Below are 16,039 nucleotides of genomic sequence, written 5' to 3' on the forward strand. Positions count from 1 at the left end.
CCTCCGAGCGGACGACCGGGCTCGAACCGGCGACCTCAACCTTGGCAAGGTTGCGCTCTACCAACTGAGCTACGTCCGCGGAAACACCAGCGGTGTAACTTCCCCGCTGCGTGCTTGGTAGACATTAGCCGATCGATCCACGAGACACAAAATCGGCTCCAGAGCGCGCTCAGCCGCGTCCCGAGGCCCTCTTCGAGCGCCCGTCGGAGCGCCCGTCGGAGCTCCCGTCGGGGGTCCCCGGTACAGGCGGAGATCCGTCCCCGACGCCGCGCTGGATCGCCGTCTTGATGGGGCCGTGGTCCGTGCTCTCGAACTGCTGGTCCCGCTCGCGCCGGCCCCTGCCCGAGGCGGAGACGGCTGTGCCGTCACCCGGCTCGTCGACACCGTCGTACGCGGCCGGCGGGTCGGCGTCGGCCGGGCCCCCATGACCCTCGACCTTCGTCAGCAGTCCCCCGGCCCCCTCCATCGCCCAGTTGACGAGTCGCACGTCGGCGCCCTCGTGCAGGTCGACGGGCCACAGGCTGCGCACGGCCGCATTGAGGCCCGCGCCGATGAGGATGGCGACGGCCAACGCGTACAACCAGATGAGCAGCACGATCGGAGTGCTGAGCGGGCCGTAGATCGACGACCCGCCCATCGACGCCTCGAGCGAGATGCGCACGACGAACGACGCGCCGATCCAGATCGCCATGGCGAGGACGGCGCCCGGGACGTTGCGCCGCCACGGGCTGCGCTGCGGCGTCGAGACGTGGTACATCGAGGCGAGCAGCAGCACGCTGAAGACGATCAGCGTCGGCCAGTAGAGCGCCTTGGTGACGGTCGCGGCGGCGTCCGGCAGCCAGGAGGCCAGCAGCCCGGGCCCCAGGAGCATGAGCGGCAGCACGACGACCGCGGAGAGGATGCCGAACGTGTAGAGCAGCAGGCTGAAGGCGCGCATGTGCACGATCCCCCGAGCGTCCTTCTGCCCGTACATGATCGAGACGGTGTCGACGAAGACGTTAAGGGCACGCGAGCCCGACCACAGCGAGAGGATGAAGCCGACCGAGATGATGTCGACGCGTCCGTCGCGGAGCACGTCGTCGATGGTCGGCAGGAGCAGCTCGTTGATGCTCGACTCGGTGAGGAAGCGCGAGGCGTACACCTGGATCGCGGAGACGATGCTGTTGATCGTGTCGGTCCCGATCCAGCCCCCGACGAAGCCGAGACCGCCGAAGAGCCCGAGCACGAGGGGCGGCAGGCTGAGCAGCATGAAGAAGGCGCCCTCGGCCGCGAGACCGGTGACGCGGTAGCGCAGGCACACCCGGATCGTCTCGAGCGTCAGCCTCGCGAGCGGGAGGCCCCACGGGACCCGCTCCACCACTGTCCGCATCCTCGTCCGCGCGCTCATCGTGTCCGAGGCTAACCGGGGTGCGGCCGTGCGCAGGACGCGTGACCGGCGCGACACGCGACCAGCGGGACCCCAGGGTCGGCCGACGCCTAGTCTCGGCGGGGTGAGCACACACGAGGTGACCAACCAGGTGCCGCCCTTCGTGGGACGCGACTTCCTCGCCGAGGACGTCGCGCTGCGCGAGGCCGTCGAGCGCTGGGCCGGGCCGGCGGCCCTCGCCGAGCTGGGACCCCTCGGCGCCCTCGCCGGCACCGAGCGGGCGCAGGAGCACGCGAGGCTCGCCGACGCCAACGTGCCGGTCCTGCGCACTCACGACGCGCGCGGCCACCGCGTCGACGAGGTGGAGTTCCACCCCTCGTGGCACTGGCTGCTGACGCAGGCGGTCGGTGCCGGCCTCACCGCCGAGCCGTGGACCTCGCCCGCGGCGTCGGGCGCCCACGTGCGCCGCGCCGCCGGCTTCGTCATGTGGTCCCGCGTCGAGGCGGGACACGGCTGCCCCGTCTCGATGACGTATGCCGCGGGGTCGGCCCTGCGGCACGACGCCAGCCTGGGTGCCCGCTGGCTCCCCGCCCTGGCGAGCCGCAGCTACGACCCCGGCCTCCGCCCCGTCTCGCAGAAGTCGGGCGCGCTCTCGGGGATGGGCATGACCGAGAAGCAGGGCGGCTCGGACGTGCGTGCCAACACCACCCGCGCCGTGCCCGCCCCGGGAGGCCCCCTGCCGGGCGAGACGTACCGCCTGACGGGCCACAAGTGGTTCTGCTCGGCCCCGATGAGCGACGTCTTCCTCGTCCTGGCGCAGGCTCCGGGGGGCCTCACCTGCTTCGTCGTGCCGCGCGCGCTCGACGACGGCACGCGCAACGCCTTCGCCCTCCAGCGCCTCAAGGACAAGCTCGGCAACCACTCCAACGCCTCGAGCGAGGTCGAGCTCGACGGGACGTGGGGCAGCCGGCTGGGCGACGAGGGCCGCGGCGTGCGCACGATCATCGACATGGTGGGGGCGACCCGCCTCGACTGCGTGCTGGGCTCGACGGCGACGATGCGCGACGCCGTGTCGCGGGCGCTGCACCACGCGCGGCATCGCACGGCCTTCGGGGCGCTGCTCGTCGACCAGCCGCTCATGCGCAACGTGCTGGCCGACCTGGCGCTCGAGGCCGAGGCTGCGACCGTCCTCGGGCTTCGCCTCGCGCATGCCGTCGACTCCGGTGAGACCGAGCTCGCCCGCCTCGGTGTCGCGCTCGGGAAGTTCTGGGTGTGCAAGCGCACGGCGCCGATGGTGGCCGAGGCGCTCGAGTGCCTCGGTGGCAACGGCTACGTCGAGGAGAACGGCCTCGCGCGCCTCTACCGCGAGGCGCCGCTCAACTCGATCTGGGAGGGCTCCGGCAACGTCAACGCCCTGGACGTCCTCCGGGCCGTGAGCCGTGAGCCGTCCACGCTCGAGGCCCTGACCAAGGAGCTGCACGAGGTCCGCGGACGCAGCGCGGAGCTCGACGCGCACGTGGACTCCGCTCTGGCGCAGGCCCGTTCGCTCGACCCGACGTCGGCCGCGGCAGCGTTCGGTGCGCGTGCCGTCGTCGAGCAGCTGGCCCTGGCCCTGCAGGCGAGCCTGCTGGTGCAGCACTCCCCCGGTCCCGTCGCCGACGCGTTCGTCGCGAGCCGGATCGCGGGGCGTCGCGGCCACACCTTCGGCTCGCTCGACGTCGACCTCGCCGGTGCCACCGCGGCCGTCATCGAGCGAGCCGGCTGACCAGACCGGCCACGCGGGCGCCGGTGTGGCGCAACAGCCCTCGGGTCAGCTCGCGGCGAGCCGCTTCTTCTCCGCCGCGACGTCGAAGTCGGCCTGCGGCCACTGCAGGTTGAGGCCGCGCAGGGTCTCCAGCAGGAGCTGCTGGACGGCCAGTCGGGCGTACCACTTGCGGTCGGCGGGCACGACGTGCCACGGCGCGCCCACGGTCGAGGTCTTGTCGAGGACCGCCTGGTAGGCCTCCATGTACGCGCCCCAGTGGCTCCGCTCGTCGACGTCGCCGGGGTTGTACTTGTAGTACTTGTCCGGGCGGTCGAGCCGCTCCATGAGCCGCTCTCCCTGCTCGTCCTTGGAGATGTGCATCATCACCTTGACTACCGTCGTGCCGGCCGCGATGGCCCGACGCTCGAAGGCGTTGATCTGGGCGTAGCGCTTGGACCACACCGCCTCGGGCACGAGGTCGTGCACCCGCACGACGAGCACGTCCTCGTAGTGCGACCGGTCGAAGACGCCGAGCTCACCGGCGTCGGGCAGCGCCTTCTCGATGCGCCAGAGGAAGTCGTGCGCGAGCTCCTCCTTGGTCGGTGCCTTGAACGCCGTCGCCTTGACGCCCTGCGGGTTGACGGAGATGACGTGGCGCATGATGCCGCCCTTGCCCGAGGTGTCCATGCCCTGCACCACGAGCAGGACCGAGCGGCGGCCTCCGGCCGTGGACTCGGCGAAGAGCCGCTCGAGGAGGTCCGACAGCTCGGTCTCGCACGCCTTGAGGGCGGCCTTGCCCGCGAGCTTGTCGCCGGTGAAGCCCGGCGTCCCCCTCGTGTCGACGTCCGCGAGCACGAAGCCCTTGCCGACCCGCAGCGCGTTGACGACGTCCTTGATCTCCTCGACCGCCTCGGCCTCGTGCTCGGCGATCTGCTCGTCCTCGGTCGCCTGCTCCTTCACCTCTTCGGCGGAGACTGCGCTCGCGATCGCGCCGGCCTTCTTGCCCGACTTCTTCTCGGACTTCTTGCCGGACTTCCTGCCCTTGCCCTTCGCGCCCTTGCCCATGGCGTCATCCTGCCCGACAGCGGGGCGGCGCGACGGGATGCGGGGCCACCGATCGCGCCGGCGTCCCGGCCCATGGCCGGGCGTCGCCGATACTGGGGCGCATGCGTCTGCTCGTCCCGGGCCGTTCCGGCCTTCCCGCCCTGACCGACCTCGACACCGCGGAGCTCCTGACGGCGTATGCCGTCCCGTCGGGTCCGTGGGTGCGCTGCAACATGGTCAGCTCGCTCGACGGCGCGGCGACCGGCGCCGACGGACGCTCGGGGTCGATCAACAACGACGCGGACCACGTGGTGTTCGAGGTGCTGCGCGCGCTCAGCCACGTCGTCGTGGTCGGTGCGGGCACCATTCGCGCCGAGGGCTATTCGCCTCTGTCCGTGGATGGCCCACTCGTCGAGCACCGGCGGCAGCGCGGCCTGCCGGACCAGCTCCCCCTCGTGGCGGTCAGCAACCGGGGCGAGGTGCCGCCGACCCTGAGCGGGTGCCACGACGGTCGGGTCCTGCTGGCGGTCCCGGCCGCTGCCCCGGGTCTCGCACGGGCCCGACGCGACCTGGGCGAGGACCACGTCCTCGTCTGCGGCGACGAGGAGCTGGACGTGCCGAGCCTCGTTGGGGCACTTCACGATCGGGGCTGGAGCCACGTCCTCACCGAGGGCGGCCCGAGCCTGCTCGGCTCGTTCCTCGCGGCCGGACTGCTCGACGAGCTGTGCTTCACTGTCACACCCCAGGTCGTCGGGGGCGAGCACCCCCGTCCGGTCGGAGCGGACGCCACGCCCACCGACCTCGACCTGCGGCTGCTCGTCGAGCACGACGGCACCCTCATGGGCCGCTGGTTCGTCCGCCGCCAGGTGGGCTGAAGCCAGCCGGGCGGTTCTCGACGAACTCGCGCAGCACGCGCTCCCACCGCTCGGGGTCGTAGTTCCACTCGCGGCAGTGGCGGGCGGTGTCCCAGCGCTCGAGGCGCACGAGGTCCGGGCGCCGGCCGGCGAGGCCGACCGCCGGGCCGATCGGCACGAAGTCGTCCCCGTCCGAGGCGATGACGAGCACGGGATGGCTCAGCTCGTCGGCGCGTGCGACCCAGTCGGTGCGCGCCACGTCGATGGGCTCACGCACGCCGACGAGGCGGCGGCTACGACGCGATCCCAGCAGGCCGGTGGCCATCCGCACGAGCGGACCGGGCATCCCGTGCAGGCGGCCGTGGTGGCGCAGCACGACACCCCAGTCGACGACGGGCGAGTCGAGTGCCACTCCGACGACGTGGCTCGAGAGCGGCGAGTGGTCGAGCGCCTGGAGCACGATCGCCCCACCCATGGACCACCCGACAAGCAGGATGCGCCGCGCGCCGTGCGACACGGCATACCCCATGGCCGCCTCGACGTCGCGCCACTCCGACAGCCCGAGGTTGTAGCGGCCGTCCGGCCCCCGGGGTGCGTCGCGGTCGTTGCGGTAGGCCGCGACGAGGCTCGTCCACCCGGCCTCGCGCAGGACGGGGACGGCACGCAGCGTCTCCTCCTTGCGCGCGCCGCGGCCGTGCACGAGGACGGCCCAGTCGGCGCCGGTGCGGCCGCCCTCGGGACGCACGAGCCATCCCGGCAGGGGCCCCACGTCGGACAGGATGCTGACATCCTCGTCGGGCAGGCCGAGGCTGACCGACGGCCGGTCCCAGAAGTAGTACTGGTTCCAGCGGGCCGGCCCCACCTCGAGGAGCCCCCGGTCGACGGACAGGAGCCGACGGGTCACCGACGTGGTGTCGGAGGAGACGATGGCGCCCACCCGGGCGTGGCCCGCTCCCCCGTCGAGCCACACGCCGTAGCGGCCGGGCACGACCGTGTCGGGCGTCACGGCGAAGGTGACGCTCTCGCCGTCGTGTCGCAGGATCTCGACGTCGTCGGGCTGGAGCTCGTCGGGCGTGATCACCTTGCGGGCGAAGTACGCCGCCGCGGCGACCGAGCCCCCGGCGGCGCCCAGCACGGACCCGGTGCCCGCAGCCGCCGCCACGAGCACCGGACGCGAGACGAGACGGCGCACCTGCACGGGCTCATCGTCGCAAAGGACCCGCCGCCGCCGCCGCAAGGGGCCGGGCGCGCCGGGGCACGGACCACGAAGACCGCCACGAAGACGACCACGAAGACGGCGGGCGGCATGTGTATCAAATCGGACAGCACGACGCTCCGTCCTTCGGGAGCCTCGGGGGCATCACGAGCGGCGGCAGCCGAACCCTCGACCGTTCCCCGGTCCGGGCGGTCGACGGGCCGGTCACAGCCCGGTGGGCCCGTTTCGGGGGTCACGGCCACGGGCTGTCTCGGGGTGCGAGGGGCATCCGCGCACCGCTTCTCACCGTCTCGTTCCCACGAAAGGGGACCACCGTGTTCAACGCCATGCGCCGCAGCGTGCTCAGCATCGCGGCAGCCGGGGCGCTCGTCGCCACACCGGGCATCGCCCTGGGGGCCGGCGTCAGCCCGGCCACCTACGACTCCTCGGCCGACCCGGGCGCCACCGTCCACGTCACCAAGACCGTCACGACCCCTGAGATCCCGCCCAAGCCCGACATCGTCCTCGTCGTCGACCGGACCGGCAGCATGGGCGGGGCCATCGACGACGTCAAGGCCAAGATGGGCGGCGTCATCGACGCGGTCCAGGCCGCCCAGCCCGACGCCGAGTTCGCCGTCGTCGCCTACTGCGACACGGGCGAGACGCCCTTCAGCCTCGTGCAGCAGCTGACCTCGAGCAAGACCGACGCCGTGAACGCCGTCAACAGCATCGTGCTCTGCAACGGTGGCGACACCCCCGAGGCCCAGCTCAACGCGCTGTGGCAGATCGGGTCGGGGGGCGACCAGGTCGCGTTCCGGTCGGGGTCCACGCGGGCCGTCGCCTGGTTCGGTGACTCCAACGGCCACGACCCCAGCGAGGGCCACACCCTCGCCGACGCGATCGCCTCGCTCCAGGGCGTCTCGGCCAAGGTCATCGCCATCAACGTCGACTCGGGCGCCGGCAACGGACTGGACAACGGCGGCCAGGCGACGGCCATCACCGGCGCCACGGGAGGCCAGTTCTTCCCGAGCGTCGCCGAGGCCGGCGTCGCCGACGCGATCCTCGCCGGGCTCAGCAACCTGCCCGCCGAGGTCACGGCCGACGTCTCGTGCGACGCGGGTCTGTCGATCGCGTTCTCGCCCGCGCTCCCCCAGACGGTGACGAGCGGCGAGGCCGTCGTGCTCGACGAGGCGATCACCGTCGCTCCGGGCGCGACCCAGGGCGCGACCCTGACGTGCACGACGACGTTCCTCGTCAACGGCGCAGAGGCCGGCCCGGAGTTCGTCCAGACCGTCACCATCAAGGTCAACGACGTGACGCCGCCGACCGTCTCGTGCGGTCCGGGGGTCAACCCCGACGGCGTGACGCCTCCCGGCTACAAGAAGGCCGGCTTCTACCAGCTCGTGGCTGCGGACAACCTGCCGGGCACGATGGTGACGGTGTCGGACACCGCGACGGGCGCGAGCTTCGGCCCCTATGCCCCGGGCACCTACATCAAGCTGACGCAGGCACCCGGTGCGACGCCGTCATCCGTGCCGTTCTCGGGCATGGTCGACTGGCACGTCACGGTGCGCGGTGACCTGCTCGTGACCGCCACGGACGCCGCAGGCAACGCCGCGACGGCGACGTGCACGGTCCCGCCCAACAAGAAGTGACGCACGCGAGAGTCACCCCGGAAGGCTCAACGCGAGCCTGACCGGCACGAGGGGTCCCGGGTCTCCGGGGCCCCTCGTGGCCGTGCACGACGTGTCCGTCGCATGCAGGAGCACCCACGTGGCGACGTAAGACCGCAGCGCACCCCTGCCGGGCACAAACACGGGCGACGTGGCGTTGGTCAGGACATGAGCCACCACGACACCTCCGACAAGCCGTATGCCGTCCAGCGCACCGACGAGGAGTGGCGCGCCGTCCTGACGCCCGCGGAGTACAAGGTGCTCCGACAGGCCGGGACCGAGCCGGCGTTCCGCGGCGAGTACACCGACACGAAGACCAAGGGCGTCTACTCCTGTCGCGCCTGCGGCACCGAGCTGTTCCGCAGCGACACGAAGTTCGAGTCGCACTGCGGTTGGCCGTCCTTCTACTCGCCCCTCGCCGGCGACACGGTCGAGTACATCGAGGACCGCACCTTCGGGATGAAGCGCGTCGAGGTGCGCTGCGCCAACTGCGGGTCGCACCTCGGTCACGTCTTCGAGGGCGAGGGCTACGACACCCCGACCGACCAGCGCTACTGCATCAACTCGATCTCGCTCCGTCTCGAGCCGGACGACTCGGGACAGCAGGCCTGAGCGCCAGGGCGGACAGCCCACCTGAGCCCGAGGGCGGCGTGACTCGTCACGCCGCCCTCGGGCTAACTTTGGGACATGGACGACGGGGACATCAGGGTCGGCAGCGCCGAGCGCGAGCAGGCGCTCGCCGCGCTGGCGGAGCACCACGCGGCCGGACGGCTCGACGCGAACGACTACGAGGACCGTCGCGGCCGTGCCACCGATGCCGTCGTCCGCCGCGACCTCACCGAGCTCTTCGTCGACCTGCCCGAGCCGCGGCCGCACCCTGACAAGGCCGCGCTGTCCGGCCCGTCCGCGGGCGTCGTGCAGTCCGCTCCCCCGGTGTCTGCGCGGGGCAGGACCGCCCGGGCGCTCGTCGGGCTGTCGCCCTTCATCGCCGTCGCGCTCTTCCTCTGGACCGGGCGCTGGTGGTGGTTCCTGCTCATCCCGGCACTGGCCGTGATCGCCAAGAACCTCGACGACTGACGGGTGCGCCGACGTCGCCGGCGCCCCGGGCGTCCCCGGGGGTCAGCGCAGGTTGGCGACGAGCTCGGCCGGCTCGACCTTCGGCCCGGTGAAGAACGGGATCTCCTCACGCACGTGCCGACGGGCCCGCGACGCACGCAGCTCGCGCATGAGGTCCACGATGCGGTGCAGCTCATCGGCCTCGAAGGCCAGCAGCCACTCGTAGTCGCCCAGCGCGAACGAGGCGATGGTGTTGGCCCGCACGTCCGGGAAGTCCCGGGCCATCTGGCCGTGCTCGCGCAGCATGTCGCGGCGCTCGCCGTCCTCGAGGAGGTACCACTCGTAGGAGCGGACGAAGGGGTAGACGCAGATGTACTTGCGCGCGACCTCGTCGGCCATGAACGCCGGGATGTGGCTCTTGTTGAACTCCGCCGGACGGTGCAGGGCAGCGTTGCTCCAGACCGGTTCGAGGTGCTGGCCGAGCTCGGTGCGCAGGAGGCGGTGGTAGGCGGACTGCAGCTGCTCGATGGTCTCGGCGTGCCACCAGACCATGAAGTCGGCGTCGCCGCGCAGGCCGGCGACGTCGTAGAGGCCGCGCACCACGACGCCCTCCTCGGCGAGGTCGGCCAGGAAGGTCTCGAGCTCGGCCAGCACCTTGGCCCGGTCGTCGCCGAGGGGGGTGACGCTGCTGAACACCGACCACATGCAGTAGCGGATGGTGTCGTTGATCTCTCGCATCTGGGTCGGGGTCAGGCGCTCGCTCATGCCCCCATCATCCCTCGCGGGCCGAGGGCGCCGAGCAGCGGGTCAGTCGCCGCCCAGGACGGCCCGGGAGGCCGCGCGTCCGGAAGCGATGCACGCCGGGATCCCGACCCCGTCGTAGGCCGCCCCGCACAGCGCGAGCGCCGGTGGCAGAGCGCGGGTCGGCGCCAGTCGGGCACGGTGCCCCACGGCATACTGCGGCAGTCCTCCGCCCCAGCGCTGCACGTGCGTGGCCACGGGATCGGGCATGCCATGACCGAGCACGGTGCGCAGGTCGTCGAGTGCCACGGTGACGAGCTCGTCGTCGGATCGCTGGAGGGTCGACTCCTCACGGTGGCGCCCCACCGAGGCCCGCAGGAACGTGCGGTCGGGGTGGGCGGCGACCAGCCAGGGCCACTTGACCGAGCTGAAGGTGGACGCCTTGATCGTCAGCGCCTCGGTGGGAGGCACGAGGAAGCCGCTCCCGTCGAGGACCGCCGGGGACGGTCCCTCGAGGGCGAACGTCACGATGGCCATGGACGCGTACTCGACGCCCGCGAGCGCCGCGGCGGCGGCTGGTGCGACGTCGCGGAGCAGGCGGGAGGCGGGTGCGGCCGGCACGGCCACGACGACCGCGTCGAAACGTTCGTCGACCACCTCGGTCGTCGGTCCGGTCGAGACGACCCAGCCCTCCCCGTCGCGGCGTAGCCCGCGTGCCATGGCGCCCTTCCGGATCCGGACGCCGGCCGCGAGGAGCTCACGCTCGAGCACCTCGGGCAGCGTCCCGAGGCCGCCCTCGAGCGTGGCGAAGACGGGCCGGCCCGCGAGCGGCCCGCTCGCGGCAGCCTCGGCCGCGGACCGCGCCACCTCGAGCAGAGGACGTCCCTCGTGCGCGGCGGCGGCGAGCGCCGGCACGGCCTGCTCCGCGGAGATCTCACGGGCATGTCCCGCGTAGACTCCGGCCAGCAGCGGCTCGACCAGACGGTCGGTCACGGCGGCGCCGAGCCGGGAGTCGACGAGGTCCCCTACTGAGACGTCGCCGGGCACGGGGCCGGCCACGACCTCGTGGGCGAGCCGCTCCACCTCCTCGTCGGTGAGCAGCCCTCGCACCGACTCGGGGTCCGAGGGCACCCCCATGAGGGTGCCGCGCGGCATCGGCCACCGCCTGCCCCTCGAGACGATCCCCGCGCCGGCGGGCCCGGGGTGGGTCACGAGTCCTGCGACGCCGAGCTGCTCGAAGAGGGTCAGCGCCTCCGGCCTGCGGGCCAGGACCGACTCGGCGCCGACGTCGATGCGGTGGCCGCCGACGTCCTCGAGCCGCAGCTTGCCCCCGAGCCGGTCCGAGCCCTCGAGGACCGTCACCGACACGTCCGCGTCGTGGCTGATGAGCTCCCAGGCGGCCGAGAGCCCGCTGATGCCCCCGCCGATGACTGCGACCGTCCTGACCATGGCGCCACTCTCCCACCCCGGCCCGAGCGGTTTGGTCGAGCCCCTGCCCATGGGAGAGGCTGGGTCACATGGGCACCCCCGCGCTCCTCGAGACCCAGCCTCCCGCGGAGCTCTCCGGGCTCGTCGGCATCGCGTACCGCGTCATCCAGTCCCTCGGCGAGTGGGGCGTCGGCGCGCTGACCTTCCTGGAGACGGTAGTGCCGCCCATCCCCAGCGAGGTCGTGCTCCCGCTCGCGGGCTTCATCGCCCGCCAGGGCGGCCTGGGCCTGACGCTGCTGCTCGTGACGAGCACGATCGGCTCCTACGTCGGGGCCCTCACGCTCTACCTGCTGGCGGCCCGGCTCGGGCAGGAGCGGGCCATCGACGTGTGCGCGCGGCTCCCCCTCGTCGACCGGCGCGACTTCGAGCGTGCGACGGAGTGGTTCACCGACCACGGGCGGCGCTCGATCTTCTTCGGCCGGCTCGTGCCGGGCGTGCGCAGCCTCGTCTCGCTGCCCGCCGGCGCCGTCCGCATGCCGCTCGTGCGGTTCTCCGTCTTCACGGTCGCCGGGAGCGCCCTGTGGAACGGGCTGCTCATCGGGCTCGGCTGGGTGCTCGGGTCGCGGTACGAGCTCGTCGACCAGTACTCGTCGGTCCTGGACTGGGTCGTCCGGGTCGCCGTGGTGGGCCTGCTCGGCTGGCTCGTGGTGCGGCGCCTCCGTCGCGGGCGGGCGGGCAGCGAGCAGGCGACCGGCGAGCACGCGGCGCGCGAACGGCACTGAACCCGCCGGGGCCGTCGCAACGTTCCGGTCGGCCCGCGTGTCTCTGGAGACAAGCACGTCGCCACGCACACCGCGCGCCAGCAGCACCAGCCGGTCCGGCGCGGGAGGCGACCCGTCGGAAGGTCTGCCATGACTGCTGCGTCCCACCTGCCACAGCTGCCGCGCCTCGCGTCCCGCCCCCCGGCGCGGCGCCGGCTCCTCATCGTCCTCGCCCTCGTCGTCGCGGTGGTCGGGCTGTCGATCCCCCTCGGCCTCAGGGCCGTCCACAGCTCATCGTCCGAGTCGTCCGCGGCCTCGACGTCCTCAGCAGGTGCGGCGTCCGGCGAGGCCGCGCGCAACGGCGCCACCGGCAACGGCGTGGTGGGATCGGGCGTCGGCCCGCAGACCGATGCCAACGCCGGCGCGAAGGCCCCCGCCGCCGACAGCGGCGCCGCACCGGGCACCGGGCTCGGGGGCTCGGTCGCGGTGATCGAGTCCAAGATCGCGCGCTCCGCGTGGCTCGGCATCAAGGTCGCCGACCTGGCGGGGTCGGCCGGGCGCGTGCGCGTCATCGCCACCGACGCCGGCGGCCAGGTGACCTCGGAGAACGTCGTCACGTCCGCCGACCCGACAGGTGGCCCGGTGGGCTCGAACGGCGTGGACCCCCGGTTCGAGTCGGGAGCGTCCGTGCCGAGCATCGGGGTCGACGAGGCCCGCCTCGTGCTCAGCGTCCCGGCCAAGGCGCTCGACGACGTGCTCACCCGGCTGTCCGCGATCGGGACCGTCAGCTACCGCTCGTCGCAGTCGCAGGACGTCACCGACACCTACATCGACACGAAGTCCCGGATCCAGCCCATGCGCGACGGGATCGAGCGGGTGCGGGCTCTGCTGGCCAAGACGACCGACCTCCAGCAGGTCATCACGCTCGAGAGCGAGCTGAGCCGCCGCCAGGCCGACCTGGACTCGCTCGAGCAGCGCCTGGCCAAGCTCGACGCGATGACGACGATGAGCGATGTCACCGTGACCCTCTGGACCGACGCGACGTCCCCGGTGCCCGTCGACGACGGCATCTCCGGCGGGCTGCGCACGGCGTGGGACAGCCTGCTCGGGTCGGTGACGGTCATCCTCACCGGGCTCGCCGCGCTGCTGCCCTGGCTCGTCCTCCTCGTCCCGCTGGGCCTGCTGGCCCTGCGGATGTGGCGTCGCCACAGCGTGCGTATGCCGTCCGCCTCGTTCCCGACGGCCGCTGGCCCGGCTGCCGGGCCGGCCGGGGCGACGGACCCTGCCCCGGCCGCGGCGACCGCTGCACCCTCCGGGACCGGAGCGTCGTCAGGCGACTGAAGGTCAGGGACGCCTAGGCGACGTGGTCGGCGGCTCGGTCAGCGACCGAGCCGCTGGCGCAGCAGGTCGGCGACCTGACGGACCTCGCGCACGTGGAGCGCGTGCGCGATGCCGACGTAGATGACGCCGAAGACGAGACCGACGAGGCCGATCTCCAGCGCGCTGGCGAACATCCGCTTGAGTGCCGACGCCGAGCTGTCGATGGCCGCGCCGGTGATGGGGTGCAGCACGAGCGTGACGCCCCAAGCGACGAGCCCGGCGACGAGGGACGCGATGCCGACGCGCGACAGGGTGATGAGACCGCCCGACAGCCCCAGCGGCCCGGTGCGGCGGCGCAGCAGGAAGAGCCCGACGCCTGAGCTGACGACGTTGCCCACCGTCTGGCCCATAGCCATGATGCCGATGGCCCAGACCGGGTTGATGAAGAGGGTGACGACACCGGCGAGAGCGCTGATGCCCGTGAGCAGGACCTGCATGACGACGGTCGGCTTGCCGTCCTCGAGCGCGAAGAACATGCGGTAGCAGAGCAGGTCGAGACCGAACGGCACGAGGCCGAGGATCATGATGATGAGCACGCTCGCCGAGACCTCGACCGACCTCGGGTCGATGCCCGGGTTGAGCAGCGCGACGATGGGGTTGGCGAGCACGATGACCGCCACCATGATCGGCACGTTGGCCACGAGCGGCATGACGAGACCGGTCCGGAAGTCGCGGCGCAGGCTGTCCTTGTCGCCGGATGCAGCAGCCGCCGAGAAGCGTGGGAAGAGCGCCGTGATGATCGACACGGTGATGAAGGCGTGCGGCAGCATGAACAGCGTGAAGGCGATGCTGTAGGCCATCGGCCCGCGAGCCGCGCCCTCCAGCCCGAGCTCGTTGGCCTGGGCCGTGGCGTTGTTGAGCACGCCCTGGCTGATGAAGAAGCCCACCTGTGACACCGCGAGGCCGCCGAAGGCCCAGAGGGCCAGCCTGCTGACGCCGCCGAGGCCCACACCGCGCAGGCCCCACCGAGGCCGGTAGTGGAAGCCGGTGCGGCGCAGGGCGGGCACGAGCGATAGCGCCTGCACGACGACGGACAGGGTGGCCGAGCCGGCGAAGAGCCAGATCATCGGGCCGGTCCACTCCGAGGGCGCACGGGGACCGCGGTGGCCCCCGTGCCCGTCCTGGTCGCCCCGTCCGAAGATGACGAGGAAGAGCACGAGGCCCGCCACGGCGACGACGTTGGCGATGAAGGGCGCCCACGCGAACGCGCCGAAGCGGCCACGCGCGTTGAGGATCTGGCCGAGCAGAGCGAAGAGGCCGTAGAAGAAGATCTGGGGCAGGCAGATGAGCGAGAAGGCGAGCGCGAGGTCCTTGAAGTCCGGCGAGGACTTGCCGGCCAGCAGCCACACGAAGCCTCCGGCGCCCGCCATGACGACGACGGTGATGAGCGCCATGCCGGCGAGGGCCACGGTGATGACGCGGTCGGTGAACTCCTGCCCACCGTCCTCGAGCTTCATGGCGCGCGCGAGCGACGGGATGAGCACCGCGTTGAGGATGCCGCCCGCCGCGAGGACGTAGAGGACGTTGGGGAGGGTGTTGGCCAGGGAGAAGGCGTCGCCGGCCAGCTGCGCACCGATGATGGCGGTGATGAGCCCGTTGCGCACCACACCGAGGATGCGCGAGGCCACAGACCCACCGAGCATGGTGAGGCTGGAGCGAGCGACTGACGGAGCCGCTGTGGTCATCGGCGGCTCGAGCACTCGTGGACGAGCGCGGTCACGCGCGTGAGCACGTCCGGGTCCACGTTGGGCAGCACGCCGTGGCCGAGGTTGAAGATGTGGCCCGGCGCGTGCCGGCCCTCCTCGACGATCTCGCGCACGCGGCGCTCGAGGGCGTCCCACGGCGCGAACAGCAGGGCGGGGTCGAGGTTGCCCTGCACGGCATACGACGGCCCGAGTCTCGCCACGGCGTCGGTCAGCGACACGCGGTAGTCGACCCCCACGACCTCGGCGCCGGCCTCGCCCATGAGCGAGAGGAGCTCGCCCGTGCCGACGCCGAAGTGGATGCGCGGGACGTCGAGGTCCGCGACGGCGGCGAGCGCGACCGCGGAGTGCGGCATGGCGCGCGCGGCGTAGTCGGCCCGGGACAGGGCACCGGCCCACGAGTCGAAGAGCTGGACGGCGCTCGCACCGGCCTGTGCCTGCACGCGCAGGAACTCGCCGGAGATCTGGGCGAGCCTGGCGCACAGGGCGTCCCACAGCTCCGGGTCGCCGTGCATGAGGGCCTTGGTCTTCTCGTGGTTCTTCGAGGGACCACCCTCGACGAGATAGGAGGCCAGCGTGAACGGCGCACCCGCGAAACCGATGAGCGGGATGTCGCCGAGCTCGCGCACGAGCTGCTGCACGGCCTCGGTGACGAAGGGCACGTGCTCGGGCGTCAGGGGGACGAGCTGGTCGAGGTCGGCGGCCGTGCGGATCGGGCGGGCCACGACCGGGCCCACCCCCGGGACGATGTCGAGGTCGACACCGATCGCCTTGAGCGGCACGACGATGTCGCTGAAGAAGATGGCCGCGTCGACGCCGTGGCGCCGCACGGGCTGCAGCGTGATCTCGGTGACGAGCTCGGGGCGCATGCACGACTCGAGCATCGGGATGCCCTCGCGTACGGCGCGGTACTCCGGCAGGGAACGGCCCGCCTGCCGCATGAACCACACGGGCGTCCGGGTGACCGACTCGCGGCGCGCAGCGCGGACGAGGTCGCTCTGGCGGGTGGCTGGCGGGGCTGTGGTCGGCACCGGACAATCCTGCCACGGCGGCCGGGTGGGGCCGCGCCACGCGCGTCCGGCGCGCCCTGAGGA

At 72.4% G+C, this 16,039-nt stretch carries 14 protein-coding genes and 1 tRNA gene; 7 read left to right on the plus strand and 8 right to left on the minus strand.

All coding sequences use genetic code 11. The features are described 5' to 3' along the window. Positions 1 to 6: 6 nt before the first annotated feature. Together U5C87_RS15370 and U5C87_RS15375 are read right to left on the minus strand one after the other, a co-directional pair. Positions 7 to 79 (minus strand) — tRNA-Gly (locus U5C87_RS15370). A 90-nt stretch (positions 80 to 169) separates the two neighbouring features. Beyond that, positions 170 to 1,369: a YihY/virulence factor BrkB family protein gene (locus tag U5C87_RS15375; protein WP_443082134.1), complete on the minus strand. Its 1,200-nt coding sequence runs from the start codon at positions 1,367 to 1,369 to the stop codon at positions 170 to 172. A 121-nt stretch (positions 1,370 to 1,490) separates the two neighbouring features. On the opposite strand from U5C87_RS15375, the gene U5C87_RS15380 reads away from it, so the two are divergent. Further along, positions 1,491 to 3,131 (plus strand): acyl-CoA dehydrogenase family protein, encoded by a 1,641-nt coding sequence (locus U5C87_RS15380; RefSeq protein ID WP_330473393.1) that lies wholly within the window; start codon positions 1,491 to 1,493, stop codon positions 3,129 to 3,131. 45 nt (positions 3,132 to 3,176) lie between these two features. On the opposite strand, the gene U5C87_RS15385 is transcribed toward U5C87_RS15380, so the two are convergent. After that, complete coding sequence (locus U5C87_RS15385; protein ID WP_330473394.1) at positions 3,177 to 4,175, minus strand: polyphosphate kinase 2 family protein; 999 nt, start codon at positions 4,173 to 4,175, stop codon at positions 3,177 to 3,179. A gap of 101 nt (positions 4,176 to 4,276) precedes the next feature. Between U5C87_RS15385 and U5C87_RS15390 the strand changes: the two genes are divergently transcribed. Further along, on the plus strand, positions 4,277 to 5,029 hold the full coding sequence (locus U5C87_RS15390; RefSeq protein WP_330473395.1) for a dihydrofolate reductase family protein: 753 nt from the start codon (positions 4,277 to 4,279) through the stop codon (positions 5,027 to 5,029). Here U5C87_RS15390 and U5C87_RS15395 read toward each other — a convergent pair. Further along, the gene (locus tag U5C87_RS15395; RefSeq protein WP_330473396.1) at positions 4,992 to 6,206 is read right to left on the minus strand and encodes an alpha/beta hydrolase family protein; all 1,215 of its coding nucleotides are present in this window, start codon (positions 6,204 to 6,206) and stop codon (positions 4,992 to 4,994) included. The two genes, U5C87_RS15390 and U5C87_RS15395, sit on opposite strands and share 38 nt — an antisense overlap. Positions 6,207 to 6,538: 332 nt before the next feature. On the opposite strand from U5C87_RS15395, the gene U5C87_RS15400 reads away from it, so the two are divergent. The 3 genes from U5C87_RS15400 (at position 6,539) to U5C87_RS15410 (ending at position 8,953) form a co-directional block, all read left to right on the plus strand. After that, positions 6,539 to 7,858 (plus strand): VWA domain-containing protein, encoded by a 1,320-nt coding sequence (locus U5C87_RS15400; RefSeq protein ID WP_330473397.1) that lies wholly within the window; start codon positions 6,539 to 6,541, stop codon positions 7,856 to 7,858. Between the two features lie 186 nt (positions 7,859 to 8,044). Continuing rightward, positions 8,045 to 8,488 carry a peptide-methionine (R)-S-oxide reductase MsrB gene (msrB, locus tag U5C87_RS15405; RefSeq protein ID WP_330473398.1) on the plus strand — a complete coding sequence of 148 codons (444 nt, stop codon included), beginning with the start codon at positions 8,045 to 8,047 and terminating at the stop codon, positions 8,486 to 8,488. Between the two features lie 75 nt (positions 8,489 to 8,563). Beyond that, a complete protein-coding gene (locus tag U5C87_RS15410) occupies positions 8,564 to 8,953 on the plus strand; it encodes a DUF1707 domain-containing protein (protein WP_330473399.1) in 390 nt (129 codons plus the stop codon). 42 nt (positions 8,954 to 8,995) lie between these two features. Here the strand turns inward: U5C87_RS15410 and hemQ are convergent, their stop codons facing one another. Both hemQ and hemG read right to left on the minus strand, forming a co-directional pair. Then, positions 8,996 to 9,697 (minus strand): hydrogen peroxide-dependent heme synthase, encoded by a 702-nt coding sequence (gene hemQ, locus U5C87_RS15415; protein WP_030146208.1) that lies wholly within the window; start codon positions 9,695 to 9,697, stop codon positions 8,996 to 8,998. Between the two features lie 42 nt (positions 9,698 to 9,739). Continuing rightward, entirely contained in the window at positions 9,740 to 11,122 is a 1,383-nt protein-coding gene (gene hemG / locus U5C87_RS15420; protein ID WP_330473400.1) for a protoporphyrinogen oxidase, read from the minus strand. 68 nt (positions 11,123 to 11,190) lie between these two features. On the opposite strand from hemG, the gene U5C87_RS15425 reads away from it, so the two are divergent. Together U5C87_RS15425 and U5C87_RS15430 are read left to right on the plus strand one after the other, a co-directional pair. Beyond that, a complete protein-coding gene (locus U5C87_RS15425) occupies positions 11,191 to 11,883 on the plus strand; it encodes a DedA family protein (RefSeq protein WP_330473401.1) in 693 nt (230 codons plus the stop codon). A gap of 129 nt (positions 11,884 to 12,012) precedes the next feature. Beyond that, positions 12,013 to 13,203 (plus strand): DUF4349 domain-containing protein, encoded by a 1,191-nt coding sequence (locus tag U5C87_RS15430; RefSeq protein WP_330473402.1) that lies wholly within the window; start codon positions 12,013 to 12,015, stop codon positions 13,201 to 13,203. Between the two features lie 38 nt (positions 13,204 to 13,241). Here the strand turns inward: U5C87_RS15430 and murJ are convergent, their stop codons facing one another. Continuing rightward, positions 13,242 to 14,870 (minus strand): murein biosynthesis integral membrane protein MurJ, encoded by a 1,629-nt coding sequence (gene murJ / locus U5C87_RS15435; protein ID WP_330473403.1) that lies wholly within the window; start codon positions 14,868 to 14,870, stop codon positions 13,242 to 13,244. 53 nt (positions 14,871 to 14,923) lie between these two features. Then, a complete protein-coding gene (gene hemE / locus U5C87_RS15440; RefSeq protein WP_330473404.1) occupies positions 14,924 to 15,976 on the minus strand; it encodes a uroporphyrinogen decarboxylase in 1,053 nt (350 codons plus the stop codon). Positions 15,977 to 16,039 lie beyond the last annotated feature (63 nt).

This window comes from Terrabacter sp. C0L_2 (genome assembly GCF_036352015.1).
In the GTDB taxonomy this organism is placed as follows: Bacteria; Actinomycetota; Actinomycetes; order Actinomycetales; family Dermatophilaceae; genus Terrabacter; species Terrabacter tumescens.

What these genes read in the sequence shown, in the direction of transcription:
- U5C87_RS15375 (WP_443082134.1), bottom strand. Translation starts at nt 1,369, where the DNA reads ATGCGGACAGTGGTGGAGCGGGTCCCGTGGGGCCTCCCGCTCGCGAGG.
- U5C87_RS15385 (WP_330473394.1), bottom strand. Translation starts at nt 4,175, where the DNA reads ATGGGCAAGGGCGCGAAGGGCAAGGGCAGGAAGTCCGGCAAGAAGTCC.
- U5C87_RS15390 (WP_330473395.1), top strand. Translation starts at nt 4,277, where the DNA reads ATGCGTCTGCTCGTCCCGGGCCGTTCCGGCCTTCCCGCCCTGACCGAC.
- msrB (WP_330473398.1), top strand. Translation starts at nt 8,045, where the DNA reads ATGAGCCACCACGACACCTCCGACAAGCCGTATGCCGTCCAGCGCACC.
- U5C87_RS15410 (WP_330473399.1), top strand. Translation starts at nt 8,564, where the DNA reads ATGGACGACGGGGACATCAGGGTCGGCAGCGCCGAGCGCGAGCAGGCG.
- hemQ (WP_030146208.1), bottom strand. Translation starts at nt 9,697, where the DNA reads ATGAGCGAGCGCCTGACCCCGACCCAGATGCGAGAGATCAACGACACC.
- hemG (WP_330473400.1), bottom strand. Translation starts at nt 11,122, where the DNA reads ATGGTCAGGACGGTCGCAGTCATCGGCGGGGGCATCAGCGGGCTCTCG.
- U5C87_RS15425 (WP_330473401.1), top strand. Translation starts at nt 11,191, where the DNA reads ATGGGCACCCCCGCGCTCCTCGAGACCCAGCCTCCCGCGGAGCTCTCC.
- U5C87_RS15430 (WP_330473402.1), top strand. Translation starts at nt 12,013, where the DNA reads ATGACTGCTGCGTCCCACCTGCCACAGCTGCCGCGCCTCGCGTCCCGC.